11 protein-coding genes and 2 tRNA genes are annotated in these 14,335 nt (G+C 71.7%); 6 read left to right on the top strand and 7 right to left on the bottom strand.

Annotation, left to right across the window (positions count from 1 at the left end; translation table 11 throughout):
• Window positions 1-257: 257 nt before the first annotated feature.
• Window positions 258-1,043, bottom strand: a complete 786-nt coding sequence (locus tag ACIP98_RS16380; protein WP_319663788.1) for a response regulator transcription factor — start codon at window positions 1,041-1,043, stop codon at window positions 258-260.
• Between the two features lie 227 nt (window positions 1,044-1,270).
• Between ACIP98_RS16380 and ACIP98_RS16375 the strand changes: the two genes are divergently transcribed.
• Together ACIP98_RS16375 and ACIP98_RS16370 are read left to right on the top strand one after the other, a co-directional pair.
• Window positions 1,271-2,155, top strand: coding sequence for an LLM class F420-dependent oxidoreductase (locus ACIP98_RS16375; protein ID WP_319663787.1), 885 nt, complete (start codon window positions 1,271-1,273; stop codon window positions 2,153-2,155).
• Between the two features lie 110 nt (window positions 2,156-2,265).
• A complete protein-coding gene (locus ACIP98_RS16370) occupies window positions 2,266-3,108 on the top strand; it encodes an MEDS domain-containing protein (RefSeq protein ID WP_319663785.1) in 843 nt (280 codons plus the stop codon).
• Window positions 3,109-3,111: 3 nt separating this feature from the next.
• Here ACIP98_RS16370 and ACIP98_RS16365 read toward each other — a convergent pair whose 3' ends face one another.
• The gene (locus tag ACIP98_RS16365) at window positions 3,112-3,324 is read right to left on the bottom strand and encodes an EF-hand domain-containing protein (RefSeq protein WP_319663783.1); all 213 of its coding nucleotides are present in this window, start codon (window positions 3,322-3,324) and stop codon (window positions 3,112-3,114) included.
• A 420-nt stretch (window positions 3,325-3,744) separates the two neighbouring features.
• Window positions 3,745-4,620, bottom strand: coding sequence for an alpha/beta fold hydrolase (locus ACIP98_RS16360; RefSeq protein WP_401976412.1), 876 nt, complete (start codon window positions 4,618-4,620; stop codon window positions 3,745-3,747).
• Window positions 4,621-4,934: 314 nt separating this feature from the next.
• Between ACIP98_RS16360 and ACIP98_RS16355 the strand changes: the two genes are divergently transcribed.
• Complete coding sequence (locus ACIP98_RS16355) at window positions 4,935-7,133, top strand: SpoIIE family protein phosphatase (RefSeq protein ID WP_319663781.1); 2,199 nt, start codon at window positions 4,935-4,937, stop codon at window positions 7,131-7,133.
• Between the two features lie 77 nt (window positions 7,134-7,210).
• Here ACIP98_RS16355 and ACIP98_RS16350 read toward each other — a convergent pair whose 3' ends face one another.
• Window positions 7,211-8,008 (bottom strand): hypothetical protein, encoded by a 798-nt coding sequence (locus ACIP98_RS16350; RefSeq protein ID WP_401976409.1) that lies wholly within the window; start codon window positions 8,006-8,008, stop codon window positions 7,211-7,213.
• Complete coding sequence (locus ACIP98_RS16345) at window positions 8,005-9,105, bottom strand: beta-propeller fold lactonase family protein (protein WP_401976408.1); 1,101 nt, start codon at window positions 9,103-9,105, stop codon at window positions 8,005-8,007. Before ACIP98_RS16345 ends, ACIP98_RS16350 begins: the two co-directional genes overlap by 4 nt.
• A gap of 131 nt (window positions 9,106-9,236) precedes the next feature.
• Between ACIP98_RS16345 and ACIP98_RS16340 the strand changes: the two genes are divergently transcribed.
• Window positions 9,237-9,614: a tyrosine-type recombinase/integrase gene (locus ACIP98_RS16340; RefSeq protein ID WP_401976406.1), complete on the top strand. Its 378-nt coding sequence runs from the start codon at window positions 9,237-9,239 to the stop codon at window positions 9,612-9,614.
• 80 nt (window positions 9,615-9,694) lie between these two features.
• Here the strand turns inward: ACIP98_RS16340 and ACIP98_RS16335 are convergent.
• Both ACIP98_RS16335 and ACIP98_RS16330 read right to left on the bottom strand, forming a co-directional pair.
• A tRNA-Arg gene (locus ACIP98_RS16335) sits at window positions 9,695-9,767 on the bottom strand.
• A gap of 182 nt (window positions 9,768-9,949) precedes the next feature.
• A tRNA-Ser gene (locus ACIP98_RS16330) sits at window positions 9,950-10,040 on the bottom strand.
• Between the two features lie 200 nt (window positions 10,041-10,240).
• Between ACIP98_RS16330 and ACIP98_RS16325 the strand changes: the two genes are divergently transcribed.
• Entirely contained in the window at window positions 10,241-10,690 is a 450-nt protein-coding gene (locus ACIP98_RS16325; RefSeq protein ID WP_401976404.1) for an SSI family serine proteinase inhibitor, read from the top strand.
• 206 nt (window positions 10,691-10,896) lie between these two features.
• Window positions 10,897-14,295: a PAS domain-containing protein gene (locus ACIP98_RS16320; RefSeq protein ID WP_401976402.1), complete on the top strand. Its 3,399-nt coding sequence runs from the start codon at window positions 10,897-10,899 to the stop codon at window positions 14,293-14,295.
• Window positions 14,296-14,335 lie beyond the last annotated feature (40 nt).

The raw sequence follows: 14,335 nt of genomic DNA, 5'->3' as shown, positions 1-14,335 counted from the left end.
AGTCCTCCTCGACCCGTGAGCCGATCCGCGCAGCGGTGCCCTTGCCATTGCCGCCCCGGCCGCCGCCACCCATGCCGCCCGAGGCGATGAACCAGTGGATCCGGCCCGGTGCCACCTACGCCCGGAACCCCGCGAGGGCCGGGAACTGCTCCCTGCCGACGAAGCCGCCGACGGCCGTCACGGCCTTGCCGGTCGGTGGCTCGCCGCGTTCTGCGAGCCGACCGAGGCGGCCATCCGGGTGCGGCGGCCGTCGTCGGTCAGGAGCGCCTGCCCGGCGGCGTCGCCGACGGTCGCACCGCGGCTGACGTCGTCTCGCCCGGCTTGATCAGGTATCCGGCGCCGCGCCGGGTGTGGATCATCGGCGCGCGTCCCGCGTCGATCTTCTTGCGCAGGTAGGAGATGTACAGCTCGACGACGTTGGCCTGGCCGCCGAAGTCGTACGACCAGACGCGGTCGAGGATCTGCGCCTTGCTCAGCACCCGGCGCGGATTGCGCATCAGGTAGCGCAGCAGCTCGAACTCGGTGGCGGTGAGGTGGATGCCGGCACCGTCGCGGCTGACCTCGTGGCTGTCCTCGTTGAGTACCAGGTCCCCGACGACCAGCAGGGACTCCTGGCGGGCGGCCGCGACGCCGGCCCGGCGCAGCAGGCCGCGCAGCCGGGCGACGACCTCCTCCAGGCTGAAGGGCTTGGTGACGTAGTCGTCGCCGCCCGCGGTGAGCCCGGCGATGCGGTCCTCGACGGCGTCCTTGGCGGTGAGGAACAGCACGGGTACGTCGGTCAGGTCGCGGCGCAGCCGGGCCAGGACCTCCAGGCCGTCCATGTCGGGCAGCAGCACGTCCAGGACCACGGCGTCCGGCCGCCGTTCGCGGGCGGCGCGCAGGGCGTCGGCGCCGGTGCTCTCGGTGTGGACGTCCCAGCCCTCGTAACGCAGGGCCATGGAGAGCAGATCGGCCAGGGCGGTCTCGTCGTCCACGACGAGGACACGTACGGGGGAGCCGTCCGGACGTGTGAGGTCGGCGGCGGAGGAAGGAGACGCGGTCATGGGGGAATCCTGTGAGCCGCCGCTGAGAGCACCCTTGGCGGTGCCTTTGAATTGTCTGAGAACCGCCCGCAGGCCGGATGACGGCCCGCCAGGGGCCGCGGGGAGCACGGGACGCGGGGGTGTGCGGCCGCGAACACGCCGCCCGGCGGGGGAATGCGCGGATCGCCGGGCCGCGTTTGGTACGACGGACATCGGACTTCAGTCGACCTGGTGGTGGGAGACGGCCCATGGGCTTCAGCGGCAGCAGCACGCAGGCGCAGGCGATCGGCCGGTACGGGCTGTGGAACAGCGGCCTGCGCGACCCCGACCCCTCCCGGGCGAAGGAACTCGCCGAGACCGCGGCCGAGTTGGAGGAGCTGGGCTACGGCGCCCTCTGGCTCGGCGGCAGCAGCGGCGTGGAGCACGCGACCCCGCTGATCGAGGCGACCTCGTCCATCACCGTCGCGACCGGCATCCTCAGCCTCTGGCAGTACGAGGCCGTGGACGTCGCCGCCCGCTGGTCCGCCCTGGAGGCCTCGCACCCCGGCCGCTTCCTGCTCGGGATCGGCGTCAGCCACGCGAAGCTCGCCGCGCAGTACGAGCGGCCCTACGCCGCCATGACCGGCTACCTCGACGCGCTGGACGCGGCCGGTGTCCCGGCCGACCGCCGTGTGCTGGCCGCGCTGGGCCCGAGGATGATGGAGCTCTCCCGCGACCGCGCCGCGGGCGCCCACCCGTACCTGGTCACCCCCGAGCACACCGCGCAGGCCCGCGAGATCCTCGGCCGCGGCCCGCTGCTCGCCCCGGAGTTCACGGTCGTCCTGGACACCGACCCCGAGCGCGCCCGGGCGACCGCCCGCTCCATGCTCTCCCTCTACCTGACGCTGCCCAACTACACCAACGCCTGGCTGCGCCTGGGCTTCACCGAGGACGACCTGGCGAACGGCGGCAGCGACCGCCTGGTGGACGCGCTCATCGGCTGGGGTGACGAGCAGCGGGTGCACGAGCGCATCGACGCCTTCCTCGACGCGGGGGCCGACCACGTCGCCGTCCAGGTGCTGACCGCCGGCGAGGACCGCAGCGGTCTGCCACGCGAGGAGTGGCGGCGGCTCGCGGTGGCTCTGGGGCTCTGAGCCCGTCACCGAAGAGGCAGTTGGGGACAGCCGCTCATCAGGAACGGAAGCCTCCGCTCAAAGCCGGTCAGCGCCCGGCCGGACGCCGGGGCCGGGCGTATGTTCGGCCCATGGACAGCGGCACCGTGCCCCGAACCGTCCCGGTCGACCGCATGGCGTCCGGCGACCACGCCTGCCTCGGCTTCGAGGACGAGGAGGCCCGCTGGGAGGTCCGCGCCGCCTTCACCGCCATCGGCCTCGGCCAGGGGGAACGCGTCCTGCTCTTCAGCGGACGCGGCACACCCCCCGCGGAGGCCGTCACCCGGCTCACCGCGCTCGGCGTCCGCGCCTCCGAGGCGGTGCGCCGCGGCGCACTGGTCATCACCCCGCTCGTCCCCGGCTACGACTCCGCGTCCGCCTGGACCGCCCTCACCGACACCGCCCGCCGCCTCGGCTACCGCGGGCTGCGCGCCGCGGGCGACATGTCCTGGGCGCTGCGGCCGGGCCTCGACCGGGACCGGCTCGTCGGCCACGAGGCCGCCATGACGCAGGTGCTGGCCGGTCTCGGGCTCACCGCCGTCTGCGAGTACGACCAGCGGCGCTTCCACGCCTCGCTGCTGGCGCGGGTGCGCGCCGCCCATCCGATGTGCCTGCGGCCGCCGTCCGGCGCCCTCCACGTCGAGCGGCTCGGCGGCACGCTCGCCCTCAGCGGCGACGCCGACCTGGCCACGCGCACCGATTTCGAGGTCGGCCTGCGCCACGCCTTCGGCTCACCGGCCGGCCCGCCGTGCGTCATCGACCTCACCGGGCTCGGCTTCATCGACGCCCGCTGCGCCGGCGTCCTGATCCGCCACGCGGCGTCCCTCGGCCCCGCCGACCGCGTCACGGTCCGCTGCCCGCGGCTGCACGCCCGGACCCTTCGCCTGTGCGGCGCGACCGAGGTCCCCCAACTCGTCCTGGACGAGACGGCCTGAGGCTCAGGCCTGCTGCGCCGCCCAGAACTCGTCCCAGGAGATCTTGCCGTCGCCGTTGGTGTCGACCCGGCTGATCACGGACTGGGCCACCGTCTCGGTCACGTGGAAGTCGCCCAGCTGGGCCATCACGCTCTTGTACTCGCTGGCCGTGATGAGACCGTCCCCGTCGATGTCGTACCGCGTGAACGCCCGCTTCGCCGCGTCGATGTCGGCCATCGTGACCACCCCTCCATGTATGTGTCGGTCTGTCGCGCACACACCCTAGCCGCCCCGGGTCGCCACCCCGCCATGGGTACATCCGTGCCTGAGCTCTCACCAGCGGATACGGAGAAAGAACTGTCCCGTACAGGGAGGACTCGGAACGGAAAGGCGGCCCGCACCGGCTCAGCGATCCGAGGCACGGACCGCCTGTTGGCCACGGCGAGCGGGCTCTTCCGGGGCGGCTCTCATGCACCGGGCCCGGTTCCACGACGTTGTCCGGGACCCGCTCCAGGAGCCGAACGCCGCGGACCCCGAGCCTTCTGCCGACCCGATGGTCGCCCTGCCGCGACGGCGCGACGACCGCCGGGCACGTGGGGGACTCCACGGAGCGGCCTCCGCCGTCCCGACGCGGAGGCGGAGGCGGCCGCGTACCGGTCAGCGGGCGGTGGCGGCCCGCTCGACGAGGCGCGTCACGGCGCCCGGGTCGGTGAGCGGGACCGCGTGCGGCGCGTTGATCTCGACGGTGTGGGCGTGCGCACGCGATGCCATGAACCGCTCGGCGGCCGGCGGGATGGCGTGGTCGTCGTGGGCGACGAGGTACCAGGACGGAATGGTCTTCCAGGCCGGGGGGCCCGAGGGCTCGCCGAAGGCCTGGGCGGCGATCGGGCGCTGGCTGACCGCGAGTTGCGCGGCGGTGGTGCGGCTGAGGCGGTTGCTGAGGAACACGTCGCGGTACTTGTCGGGCTTGATGGTCAGGTCGATGCCGGTGCCGCCGTCGGGCTGGGCGAACGGGACGGCGTTGAGAGCGGTGGGCACCGGCGCGGCGGGGTCGTCGCTGAGGTGGCTGCCGGGGAACTCGGCGGTGATGGACGCGAGGGTCTCGTCCTTGTCGGGCGCGAAGGCGGCGATGTACACGAGCGCCTTGACGTGGGTGTTGCCCGTGGCGGCGTTGGTGATGACGCTGCCGCCGTAGGAGTGGCCCACCAGGACGACCGGTCCGTGGACGGTCTTCAGGTAGTCGGCCAGGTAGGCGGAGTCGCTGGTCAGGCCGCGCAGGGGATTCGCGGGGGCGACGACCGGATAGCCGTCGGCCTGGAGGCGCTTGATCACGCCGCTCCAACTGGAGGAGTCGGCCCAGGCACCGTGGACCAGTACGACGGTCGGCTTCGCGGCGGCCGGCTCGGCCGTACCGGCCTTGTCCCCGGGGGCGGCCGTGGCGGTCGCGGCCAGGCCGGCTGCAAGGGCGACGCCCGTCGCTCCCACGACGGCAATGCCCACACGGCGGTTCTTGGTACGACGGTGCTTGAACACCTTTTGTCTCCTGGCGGGTCGAGAGGGCGCCAGGGGCGCGGTGTCACGCGCTCCAGGCGATGGATAGAACGTTCTATCCACTTGGAACCTAGCCCCAACGCCTCGCCAAGAGCAACGAGATCTGGACCCCAATTCGAACACAGGCACGGATCGCCCTTCCGGCACCAGCGGCACCTCCGCCGGCACCCGGGACGATGCGGGAATTGACACGAAGAGAGGTGACAGGATCGCGTAAATAGCCACCGGTGGTGGGGTTGCGGAGTCGGGGTTATCCTGATATACGGCAAAACGCCGAATTACCGAATGGCAGATCCGTGGACGAATTCACTTCATTGCTCCTCGCCACCGTTCGCAATGCCGTGAAGTCACTCGATGCGGTGGCTGCGACGGTGTACCTGGTCGAAGCAGGTGGAAGCCACTTGCGCGCTTCGATGATAGGAGGGCGGCAACCAGCGGTGTTCGCCATTCCGGAACGAATACCGATCGACTCGCCCTACGTTTCGGCTCGCACGTTCCGTACGAAATCCATATCTTTTGCCGAAAGCGAGGATTCGTCCGACCTCTACCAGCAGCACCAGCACATCTCCATGTTCCCCTATGCCGCGGCTTCCGTTCCCCTGATGTCCCATGACCGCGTGCTGGGAACTGTCACGATACTGCGCGACCCGATTCCGGACGGCGAGACGAAGGCACGGATAGAGGAGTGGCTCAAGAAGGCCGGAGCCCGCCTGGCCGATGAGCTGTCGGCACACCCGGAGACGAGCTCCCCCGGGCCGGCCCCCGTCATCGTCCCGGTGGGGGGCCCGGCGGAGACCCGGGGTCCGACGCCGTCACGCTGGGGCATCCCCGAACTCCCCGACTCCACGGGGATGACGTGCATGTACCAACTTCGACGCCTCTCCAGCGAGCTGAACTCCGCCACGGGAATGAAGGACGTCGTGGCGGCCGCACATCGCCGGATCTCCCTGCCGTTCGGCTGCCGTGCGGTGGTCCTGTCACGATTCGTCGAGGGGCGGACCTGGGTGGTGGGCCACACCGGCGCTTCGCACGAAACGGTGAGACTGTTCCACGGTGCGAGCATCCAGTCGCGGAGCCCGCTGGCCGAGGCCATGAGCGGGAAACCTCTCTTCCTCGAGAACGGAACCCCTGTCCACGCAACCCGTCCCGACTCCGCCGCGCCTTCCGGCGACGCCCAGGTCTTCCTGCCCCTTCCGGGCAGCAACGGGATCGCCGGCGTCTGCCATCTGGGCTTCTCCGACGAAAGGACGTTCGCGCCCGAGGAGAAATCACTGCTCATGATGATGGCCGGCCTCCTGGGATCTGCGCTGGAGCGCATACAACTGACCGAGGGGAAGTTCGAAATCGCTTCGAGTCTCCAAAGAAAAATGCTTCCCCGGTCGCTTCCCGATATCCCCGGTATGGTCAGCACCGCCCGCTACGCTCCCGCTTGCACATCGTCCGAGGTGGGTGGGGACTGGTACGACGTGATCGCCGCTTCGAACGGGCGGGTGGTACTCGCCATCGGCGACGTCGAAGGCCACGGAATCGACAGTGCGGCGGTCATGGGACAGGTGCGGAGCGCAGTATTCGCCTTCGCGTCCGAGGGTCACGGCCCCTCGGCGATCATCGAGCGAACCAGTGAACTCTTCCTGACTTTCGGTTCCGACCTCATCGCCACGTGCTGCATCGTGTGCGTCGACGTCGCGGGCGGCTTCCTGGAAGTGGCATCAGCCGGCCACCCGGCACCTTTGATCAGGGACAGGGATGGGAGCGTCTGCAAGCTGGACACGCCTCCGGGAATTCCACTGGGCGTTCCCTCGTCGCTGCCGCCGCCGGAATCCTACACGTTCTCCGTGTCCCCTGGCAGTCTCATTCTCCTGTACTCGGACGGATTGATCCAGAACCGTCAGTGCGACACCGAGGAATTCGCGCTCCGCCTTTTCGCCAAGTGCGCGGCCGACGGGCAGGACAACGTGGAGGACGTGGCGGACCGGCTGATCTCCGGAGTTCCCGACCCGTCCCGACGATACGACGACGCGGCACTGCTGCTGGTCAGAGCCGACACGAAAGACGGCCGCACCGGTTGCGAAATGGCGCGCCTGGAGCTTCAGTCACGAGACCTGAGAAACGTCTCCACCGCCCGCAGGTTCGCCCGGGACAGTCTCCGCGGATGGCACGTGGACGACATCACCGACGACGTGGAGATCACGGTCTCGGAAGCGGTGACCAATGCATTGATCCATGCAGGGAGCGATGTGGACATGCGGCTCTACCGATACCCCGACCGCGTGCGTCTCGAAGTCCGGGACTCGGATTCCGCGCCCCCGGTTCCCTCTCCGTTCTCCGTTTCGGAAGAGGGCAGGTCAAAGGCCGAGAACGGACGCGGGATGGTCATCGTCGAGAATATTTCAGGATCGTGGGGCACTTCTCCGAACGGGCGAGGGAAAACCGTGTGGATGGAATTCGTCACCCACGATCCCCGTCAGGAGCTGCCGAGCGGCAACTCCGCGTGAACCCGGGACCCCTGCAATCTGCCGCCGCGACGCGGGCACGCACCAGGCACGCCCGGGTGGAGGGGAGTCACGCATGATCAAACACTCGCAGCGCGGGCGGGGTTGGAGAACCGCGGCGGTGCTGCTGAGGTGCGCGCCGTCCCGGCGGGACGTACGCCCCGACGCGAAAGGCCCCCGGATCGTCTCCGGGGGCCTTCGGCCTGCTGTGCACTCGGCAGGATTCGTACCTGCAACCTTCTGATGCGTAGGCGCGTGCAGCACCTCACGAACCGTTCGCCCGCAGGGATCCGTTGGTTCGTCCGCCGATTGCGGGCCTGCCGGCGTGCGCGGTTGTACGCCTCGTTGATGTCAGCTACTGATGTCACGCAACAGGCACTGACTTGCGGCTCCGCAAGGGGGGCGCCCCACCAATGGCCGTGGTGGTCACAGTGCTTGCCGTGCTGGTCGCGCTTGATCTTGGTGGGCGTCGGTCGAGCCCGCCCCGGCGGCGTTGCCCACGGCGATGGTGTAGCGGCCGTCCCGTCCTTGCACGAAGTGCCCGGTGTGGTTCGCCGGGCCGGGGTGATCGCGACGCCGACCGGCTGGCCGCCGACTGGGGCGGTCGCGGTGATGGTGCTGGTGGCGGTGTTGATCACCGGCACCGTACTGCCCGCGAAGTTGGCGACGTAGACGTGCAGGCACAGGTCGGCGCGAGTTCGGCCGTACAGGGCAAGTGAGTCACGTAGCGCGGTCTGATCGGTGGTCCGGTCGGGTGCGAAGGGTCGGCGGAGGCTTTGGGCGGGGGGCCGTGGTGTGGGGTGTGGGGTTGCGTGGTCACGGGGTGCCCCGGCGTCGGCGGTCCGAGGGTGGGCGGTCGGCGCCGGGGCGTTCGTCATGCCGGTGTGCGGTTACAGGGGGCCGGGACGGTGGCCGTGGTTGGCCGGTCGTGGCCTGGCTTTCCGTGACCCGGCTTGCCGTGGCCTGGCTTCCCGTGACCCGGCTTGCCGTGGCCTGGGCAGGTCACAACCCCGATCGCCACCCCGAACGGGAGGTCGTCGACGGGGATGGTGGCCACGACGGTGTTGGTGGCGGTGTTGATCACGGACACCGTGTCGGCGTTGGCGTTGGTGACGTAGGCGCGGGTGCCGTCCGGCGACACCGCCACCTCTCGAGGCGCATCGCCGACGGGGATGGTGGCCACGACCGTGTTCGTGTTCGTCTTGATCACGGACACCGTGTCGGCGTCGGCGTTGATGACGTAGGCGCGGGTGCCGTCCGGCGACACCGCCACCCCCTGGGGCGCATCGCCGACGGGGACGGTGGCCACGAGCGTGTTGGTGTTCGTGTTGATCACGGACGCCGTGTCGTCGTTCAAATTGGTGATGTAGGCGCGGGTGCCGTTCGGCGACACCGCCACCCCGAACGGGAAGGCGCCGACGGGGACGGTGGCGACGACCGTGTTCGTCGCCGTTTTGATCACGGACACCGTGTCGGCGTTGGCGTTGGTGACGTAGGCGCGGGTGCCGTCCGGCGTCACCGCCACCCCGATGGGAGCATCGCCGACGGGGACGGTGGCGACGACCGTGTTCGTGTTCGTCTTGATCACGGACACCGTGTCGGCGCTGAAGTTGGTGACGTAGGCACGGGTACCGTCCGGCGACACCGCCACCCCTAGGGGCTCAAGGCCGACGGGGACGGTGGCGACGACCGTGTCGGTCGCGGTGTTGATCACGGACACCGTGCCATCGGCGCGGTTGGTGACGTAGGCGCGGGTGCCGTCCGGCGACACCGCCACTCCCCACGGCGCAGCGCCGACGGGAACCGTGACCGCCACCGTGTTCGTCGCGGTGTTGATCACCGACACCGTGTTGGCGTTGAAGTTGGCGACGTAAGCGTAGGTGCCGGGCGGCACGGCCTGGGCGGGCTGCGGGGCCACCATGGGCATGGCCAGGCCGGCCACTAGCACGAGACCCGCCACCAGCGCCCGCAGCAACCCACCCCACCACGAGCGACGCACTCGAGGATCAGGCGGCGCCGACGACGGGAGGGTCTCCTGCGCGCCCACCCCCCTCACGGCTTGACAGACAGTCACAGCAATCCCCTCGACCGGGATGACAAAATAGGATGCATTGTGACAGTTCATCACATTCGGAGCGACGGAGACGCGCGACCGCCCCGACCATGGGCCGGGGCGGTCGCCTGGACGTTCCTGCGCCCCACCGAGACCGCACCCGGTCGGGTGCGGCCACCGAACAGATCCGCAGGGTCCGGGTGCACGACCTCCGGCACACGCGCGCGTCGCTGCTGCTGACTCAGGGGGTCGACGCCCGGACCATCATGGAGACGCTGGGGCACAGCACGATCACCATGACGCTCGACACCTACGCGCACGTCATGCGGACGACCCTGCGGGCCGCGGCCGACCGCATGGACGATGCCCTCGAACTGGACGACGAGGGGGAAGGTGACGACGGCGACGCGGTGAGTATCGCGGCCGGCTGAGACGACGGTCGAACCGCGTTGATGTCAGCCGTTGATGTCAGAAGGCCCCCGGGATGATCCCGGGGGCCTTCTGAGCTGTGTGCACTCGGCAGGATTCGAACCTGCAACCTTCTGATCCGTAGTCAGATGCTCTATCCGTTGAGCTACGAGTGCTTGTGCTTCCCGGCGTTTTCTTGCCGGTCGGCGTTGCGGGAACAACATTACATGACCTGCGCCGTGAGGTGAAATCCATTAGCCGCACCCCGCGTGACCTGCGAAAACGCGCCAGCGGAGGGGTCATGAGTCCGCCCCGGAACGGCAGAAGCCCCGGCCGAGTGGCCGGGGCTTCCGGAGAGCGGAGGCGGAGGGATTTGAACCCTCGATGGACGGTAAAGCCCAAACCGCATTAGCAGTGCGGCGCCATAGACCGGACTAGGCGACGCCTCCAGGTGTCCCGCGCGAGCGGGTGCACGCAGATGATGACACAGCCCACTGGGCTGGGACCAATCGCTGACCAGATTACTAGGCCGCCCATGGGCAGGGCAAAGGCGTTGCGGCGGGCGTCGCGGCGGCGCGCCCACGATCGGGTGAGTTGCCGGGCCGCGGCGGGTGCGGGGAGGTAGGGACGAGGCATGCGAATGGCTCGGATGCCCTTGACCGCCGCGCTCGCGCTCGGCCTGTCGCTGACCGCCGCCGCACCTGCCGTCGCCTGCCCGCCGGACCGGGCCGGGGACCGGCTGACGGTGATCGTGGACGACGGGAACGGCGGCCTGTCCTCGTACGACCTCCGATGCGGCCCGGGCGGCGGAAGGGGGACGCACCCCGACGCGCGGGAGGCCTGCGACCGGCTGCGGCGGCTGGGCGGCCCGGTGGGGCCGGCCCCGAAGGGCACGCTGTGCCCGATGATCTACAGCGGCCCGCAGCGTGCTCGGGTGCGCGGCACCTGGGACGGCAGGCCGGTGGACGACCGCTACGACCGCACGAACGGCTGCGAGGCCGACCGGTGGCGGCGGATGGCCCCGGTGCTCCCCGCGACGCCCGGCGCGGCCCCCGACGGGGCCTTCACCGAACCTCCGCGTCGCGACCCGCGGGCGTGACCGATGCCACATCCGCGCCGCCCGGCGGTGAACGATACCCACACGTACGGGACATGGGCATCCCGAGCCTCCCGTCCAACGGCTGCCCGTACACTCGCTCTAGTGACATGCCCTCCGGTCGGCGGCAAGATGGGCCGCCACCGGTAGAAGCCCCTTGGTGGGTGGTGGCGCGGCGGCAAGTGCGGTTTCCAGGGAGGACGCGTCTCGTGAGCAGCAGGCCATCCCGAGGCGCTGCTCGCCTCGCGGCAATACTCGACGCGCTCCCGGACGCGTTGCTGCTGGTCAATGCCAACGGCACGGTCGTCAACGCGAATTCCATCGCCCTGGAGACCTTCGAGTCCCCCGGAACGGCGCTCGTGGGCCGCGGTCTGCTGGACCTGCTGCCGTCGTTCGACGCCCGTCGCATCCCCGGCTCCATGCGCCGCCCCGACGACGACGTGGGCCGGACGAAACCCACCCGCATGATCGCCCGGCGGACCGACGGCAGTGAAATTCCGGTGGAGGTTACGAGCGCCAACCTCGACGACGCCCGCACACCGTTCGCCGAGACCTACAGCTACACCGGTGACGAGCTGCTGATGCTGGTCGTCCGCGACCTGACCGGCACCCTCGACACCGAGACCGAACTCGCCCGCCAGCAGCGCCAGACCGAGATGATCCTGCGCGCGGCCAGCGAGGGCGTCATCGGCGTCGACACCGACGGCAAGATCGTCCTGGTCAATCCCGCGGCCGCGCAGATCCTCGGGTTCCGTGCCACCGACCTCGGCGGCCAGGAGATGCACCCGCTGGTCCACCACTCCCGCCCGGACGGCACCCCGCTGCCGTACGAGGAGACCCCGCTCGCCGGCACTCTGCGCTCCGGGCTGAAGCACCGCGCCCGCGGCCAGGTGCTGTGGCGCAAGGACGGGCGCTCGGTGCCGGTGGACCTGATCACGGCGCCGGTGCGGGAGGGCGACCAGCTCGTCGGCGCGGTGATGACCTTCACCGACCGCTCGCGCTTCGACGCGGTCGCGGCCCGCAACGAGCAGCTGCGGTCGCTGCTCGGCGACACGCTGCGCGGCCCGCTGGACGAACTGCGCGGCGAGCTCGCCGGGCTGGCCAACGACCCGGCCGGACAGCTGTGGCCGGAGGCCAACCAGATCCTGCACCACCTCACGGCGGGCTACGCGCGGATCACCACGCTGATCGACAGCGTGCTGACCTTCCAGCGGCTGGACCGCGGCGAGGAGAAGCTGCAGCGCGAGACCACGTCCATGGACAAGGTCGTCGCGTCCGGCGTCGAGGCGGCCATCGAGCTGATCGGGCCCGGCCGGGCCCAGTACGCGGTGCACTCCCCGCCGATCGAGGCGACGGTGGACCCCGAGCGCATGGCGCAGGCGCTGTCCCACCTGATCGCGGACGTGGCGGGCGTGGACGCGGCCGGCAACGTCCCGGTCGTGGCGAACAGCGGCGACTCGACGATCGTGGTCGCGGCGGCGCAGCGCGGCGACTCCGTGCGCATCGAGGTGCGCGGGCCGCACGCCGGCGCCAACCCGGTGCACCTGCCGATCGCGCGCGGCATCGTCGAGCGCCACGGCGGGGTGCTCCAGACGCACGACGTGCCCGGGCAGGGCAGCGCGTACGTGGTCGAGGTGCCGGTGGGCACGGCCGGCGGCAAGACGGCGGCGAAGGAGCCCCGGCGGGAGTCCGAGACGACTGTGATGCCGGTGCCGTCCGAGCCGGTGCGCGGTACGGCGCCCGCGGCCCCCGCGGTCCCGGCGCCGGCTCCCCCGGCCCTGGCGCCGCCCCGGCCGGGCGACGGCATCGCGGCGCCCGCACTGCCCGCCGGCGGTTCCGCGCTGGCGCTGCCCGCGGCGCCCACCACGGACTCCGCGACCCCGACCGGCCGCCGCCGGGCGCTGCGGCGTCCCGATGCGGCGCAACAGCAACCGGCACAGCCGGTGCAACCTGGGCCACCGGCACTGCCGGCACAGGAAGTCCGCCCCGTCGCGATCCCCGTCCCGGCCCCGCCCCCGCAGATCCCCGTCCCGGCACCCGCGCCACAGCCCCCCGCGCCGGCCCCACCGCAGCAGGTCCAGCAGCAGGGCGCCGAGCAGCCCACGGGCCGCCGGGCCCGCCGCGCGGCGGCATCCGCCCCGCAGGAGCCGCAGGCGGATCTGCTGCCCGCCCTCCCGCCGGCGCCGTCCCCGAACGGCCGGAACGCCCCGGGGCCGAACGGCAGCGGCCCCGGGCACGGAACCGCCGCCCCCGAGTGGCCGGAGGCCGTGGGCTCCGCGCCCCGGTCGCGCGGCGTCATCGAGAGCACTCCGCGCCCGTCGGCGATCGTCGACCCGCGCCGGCTGCCCGCCCCCACCCCGGCGCCCGCACCGGTCGTGCTGCCCACGCCGGAGCCGCCGCCCGCCCCCGCCGCGCCGGTGATCCCGGAGCAGACGCAGCGCAGTCCCGAGCCCCCGGCCCCGCAGCCGGAACCGCCGGCCCCCGTCCCCGCCCCCGTGCAGCCGTCCCCGCCGCCGGCGCACCCCCAGGCGTCGACGACCCAGGGCCGCGCCATCAGCGTGCGCACCCTCGGTCAGGGCGTGCCCTTCGCCCAGCAGATCAGCGAGCAGACCGCCCACCCGGTGACGCCGACCGGCCGCCGCCGGAAGCTGGCCAATCCCGGTGAGTCCGAGGCCCGCCCGGCCGCCACCGCGGCCACCCCCGCCGCCCCGGCCCCGGCACCCGCGCCGTCCCCGAACGGCCAGAGCGCCCCCCAGAACCCCCCGAGGGGTGCCGACACCCCCGGCCGCGCGTACGCCATAGGCGCCCCGACCGAGGACACCGAGGGCCCCGAGCCGCTCGACGGCCCGAACGGCGCGGTCGACGTGACCGACGAGTCGCCGCGCGAGCCGGAGGCCGCCTTCGACGAGCCGCGCCGCCTGCTGGTGTGGCCGGAGCCCGACGTCTCCACCCGGCAGGCGCTGACCGACCGCGGCTACCGCCCGGTCATCGTGCGCTCCCGCGAGGAGGTCGACGCCCAGGTCGCCGAGCCGCCCGCGGCACTGTTCGTGGACCCGCTCACCGGGCCCATCACCCGGACCGCGCTCCAGTCGCTGCGCCAGGCCGCCGCGCAGGCGGAGGTGCCGGTGCTGGTCACGGCGGGGCTGGGCCAGGCGACCCGGGAGGCGGCGTACGGCGCGGACCCCGCCGTGCTGCTGAAGGCGCTCGCCCCGCGCGACAGCGACCAGCACCCGCCGCGCGTGCTGCTGATAGAGGAGCACCTGCCGATCGCCCAGGCCTTCACCGGCACGCTGGAGCGGCGCGGGATGCAGGTGGCGCACGCCTCCTCGGAGGCCGACGCGATGAACGTGGCCGCGCAGTTCCACCCGAACCTGGTGGTCATGGACCTCATGCTGGTGCGCCGCCGGCGGCAGGGCATCGTCGACTGGCTGCACGCCAACGGCCGGATGGAGCGCACCCCGCTGGTCGTCTACACCGCCGTGGACATCGACCCGGCGGAGCTGCCGCGCCTGGCGTCCGGCGAGACGGTGCTCTTCCTCGCGGAGCGCTCCACGAGCACGGACGTGCAGTCCCGCATCGTCGACCTGCTCGGCAAGATCGGTTCCTGACGCGGGACCGGGGGCCTCGTGCGTCCGCGCACCGCAAGGC

Source organism: Streptomyces sp. NPDC088354, from assembly GCF_044753585.1.
GTDB lineage: Bacteria > Actinomycetota > Actinomycetes > Streptomycetales > Streptomycetaceae > Actinacidiphila.
Note: the sequence above shows the minus strand (reverse complement) of the source record. Positions and strands in the feature narration are given on the sequence as shown.

What these genes read in the sequence shown, in the direction of transcription:
- ACIP98_RS16370 (WP_319663785.1), top strand. Translation starts at nt 2,266, where the DNA reads ATGGACAGCGGCACCGTGCCCCGAACCGTCCCGGTCGACCGCATGGCG.
- ACIP98_RS16365 (WP_319663783.1), bottom strand. Translation starts at nt 3,324, where the DNA reads ATGGCCGACATCGACGCGGCGAAGCGGGCGTTCACGCGGTACGACATC.
- ACIP98_RS16375 (WP_319663787.1), top strand. Translation starts at nt 1,271, where the DNA reads ATGGGCTTCAGCGGCAGCAGCACGCAGGCGCAGGCGATCGGCCGGTAC.
- ACIP98_RS16380 (WP_319663788.1), bottom strand. Translation starts at nt 1,043, where the DNA reads ATGACCGCGTCTCCTTCCTCCGCCGCCGACCTCACACGTCCGGACGGC.
- ACIP98_RS16325 (WP_401976404.1), top strand. Translation starts at nt 10,241, where the DNA reads ATGCCCTTGACCGCCGCGCTCGCGCTCGGCCTGTCGCTGACCGCCGCC.
- ACIP98_RS16340 (WP_401976406.1), top strand. Translation starts at nt 9,237, where the DNA reads ATGCATTGTGACAGTTCATCACATTCGGAGCGACGGAGACGCGCGACC.
- ACIP98_RS16350 (WP_401976409.1), bottom strand. Translation starts at nt 8,008, where the DNA reads ATGACGAACGCCCCGGCGCCGACCGCCCACCCTCGGACCGCCGACGCC.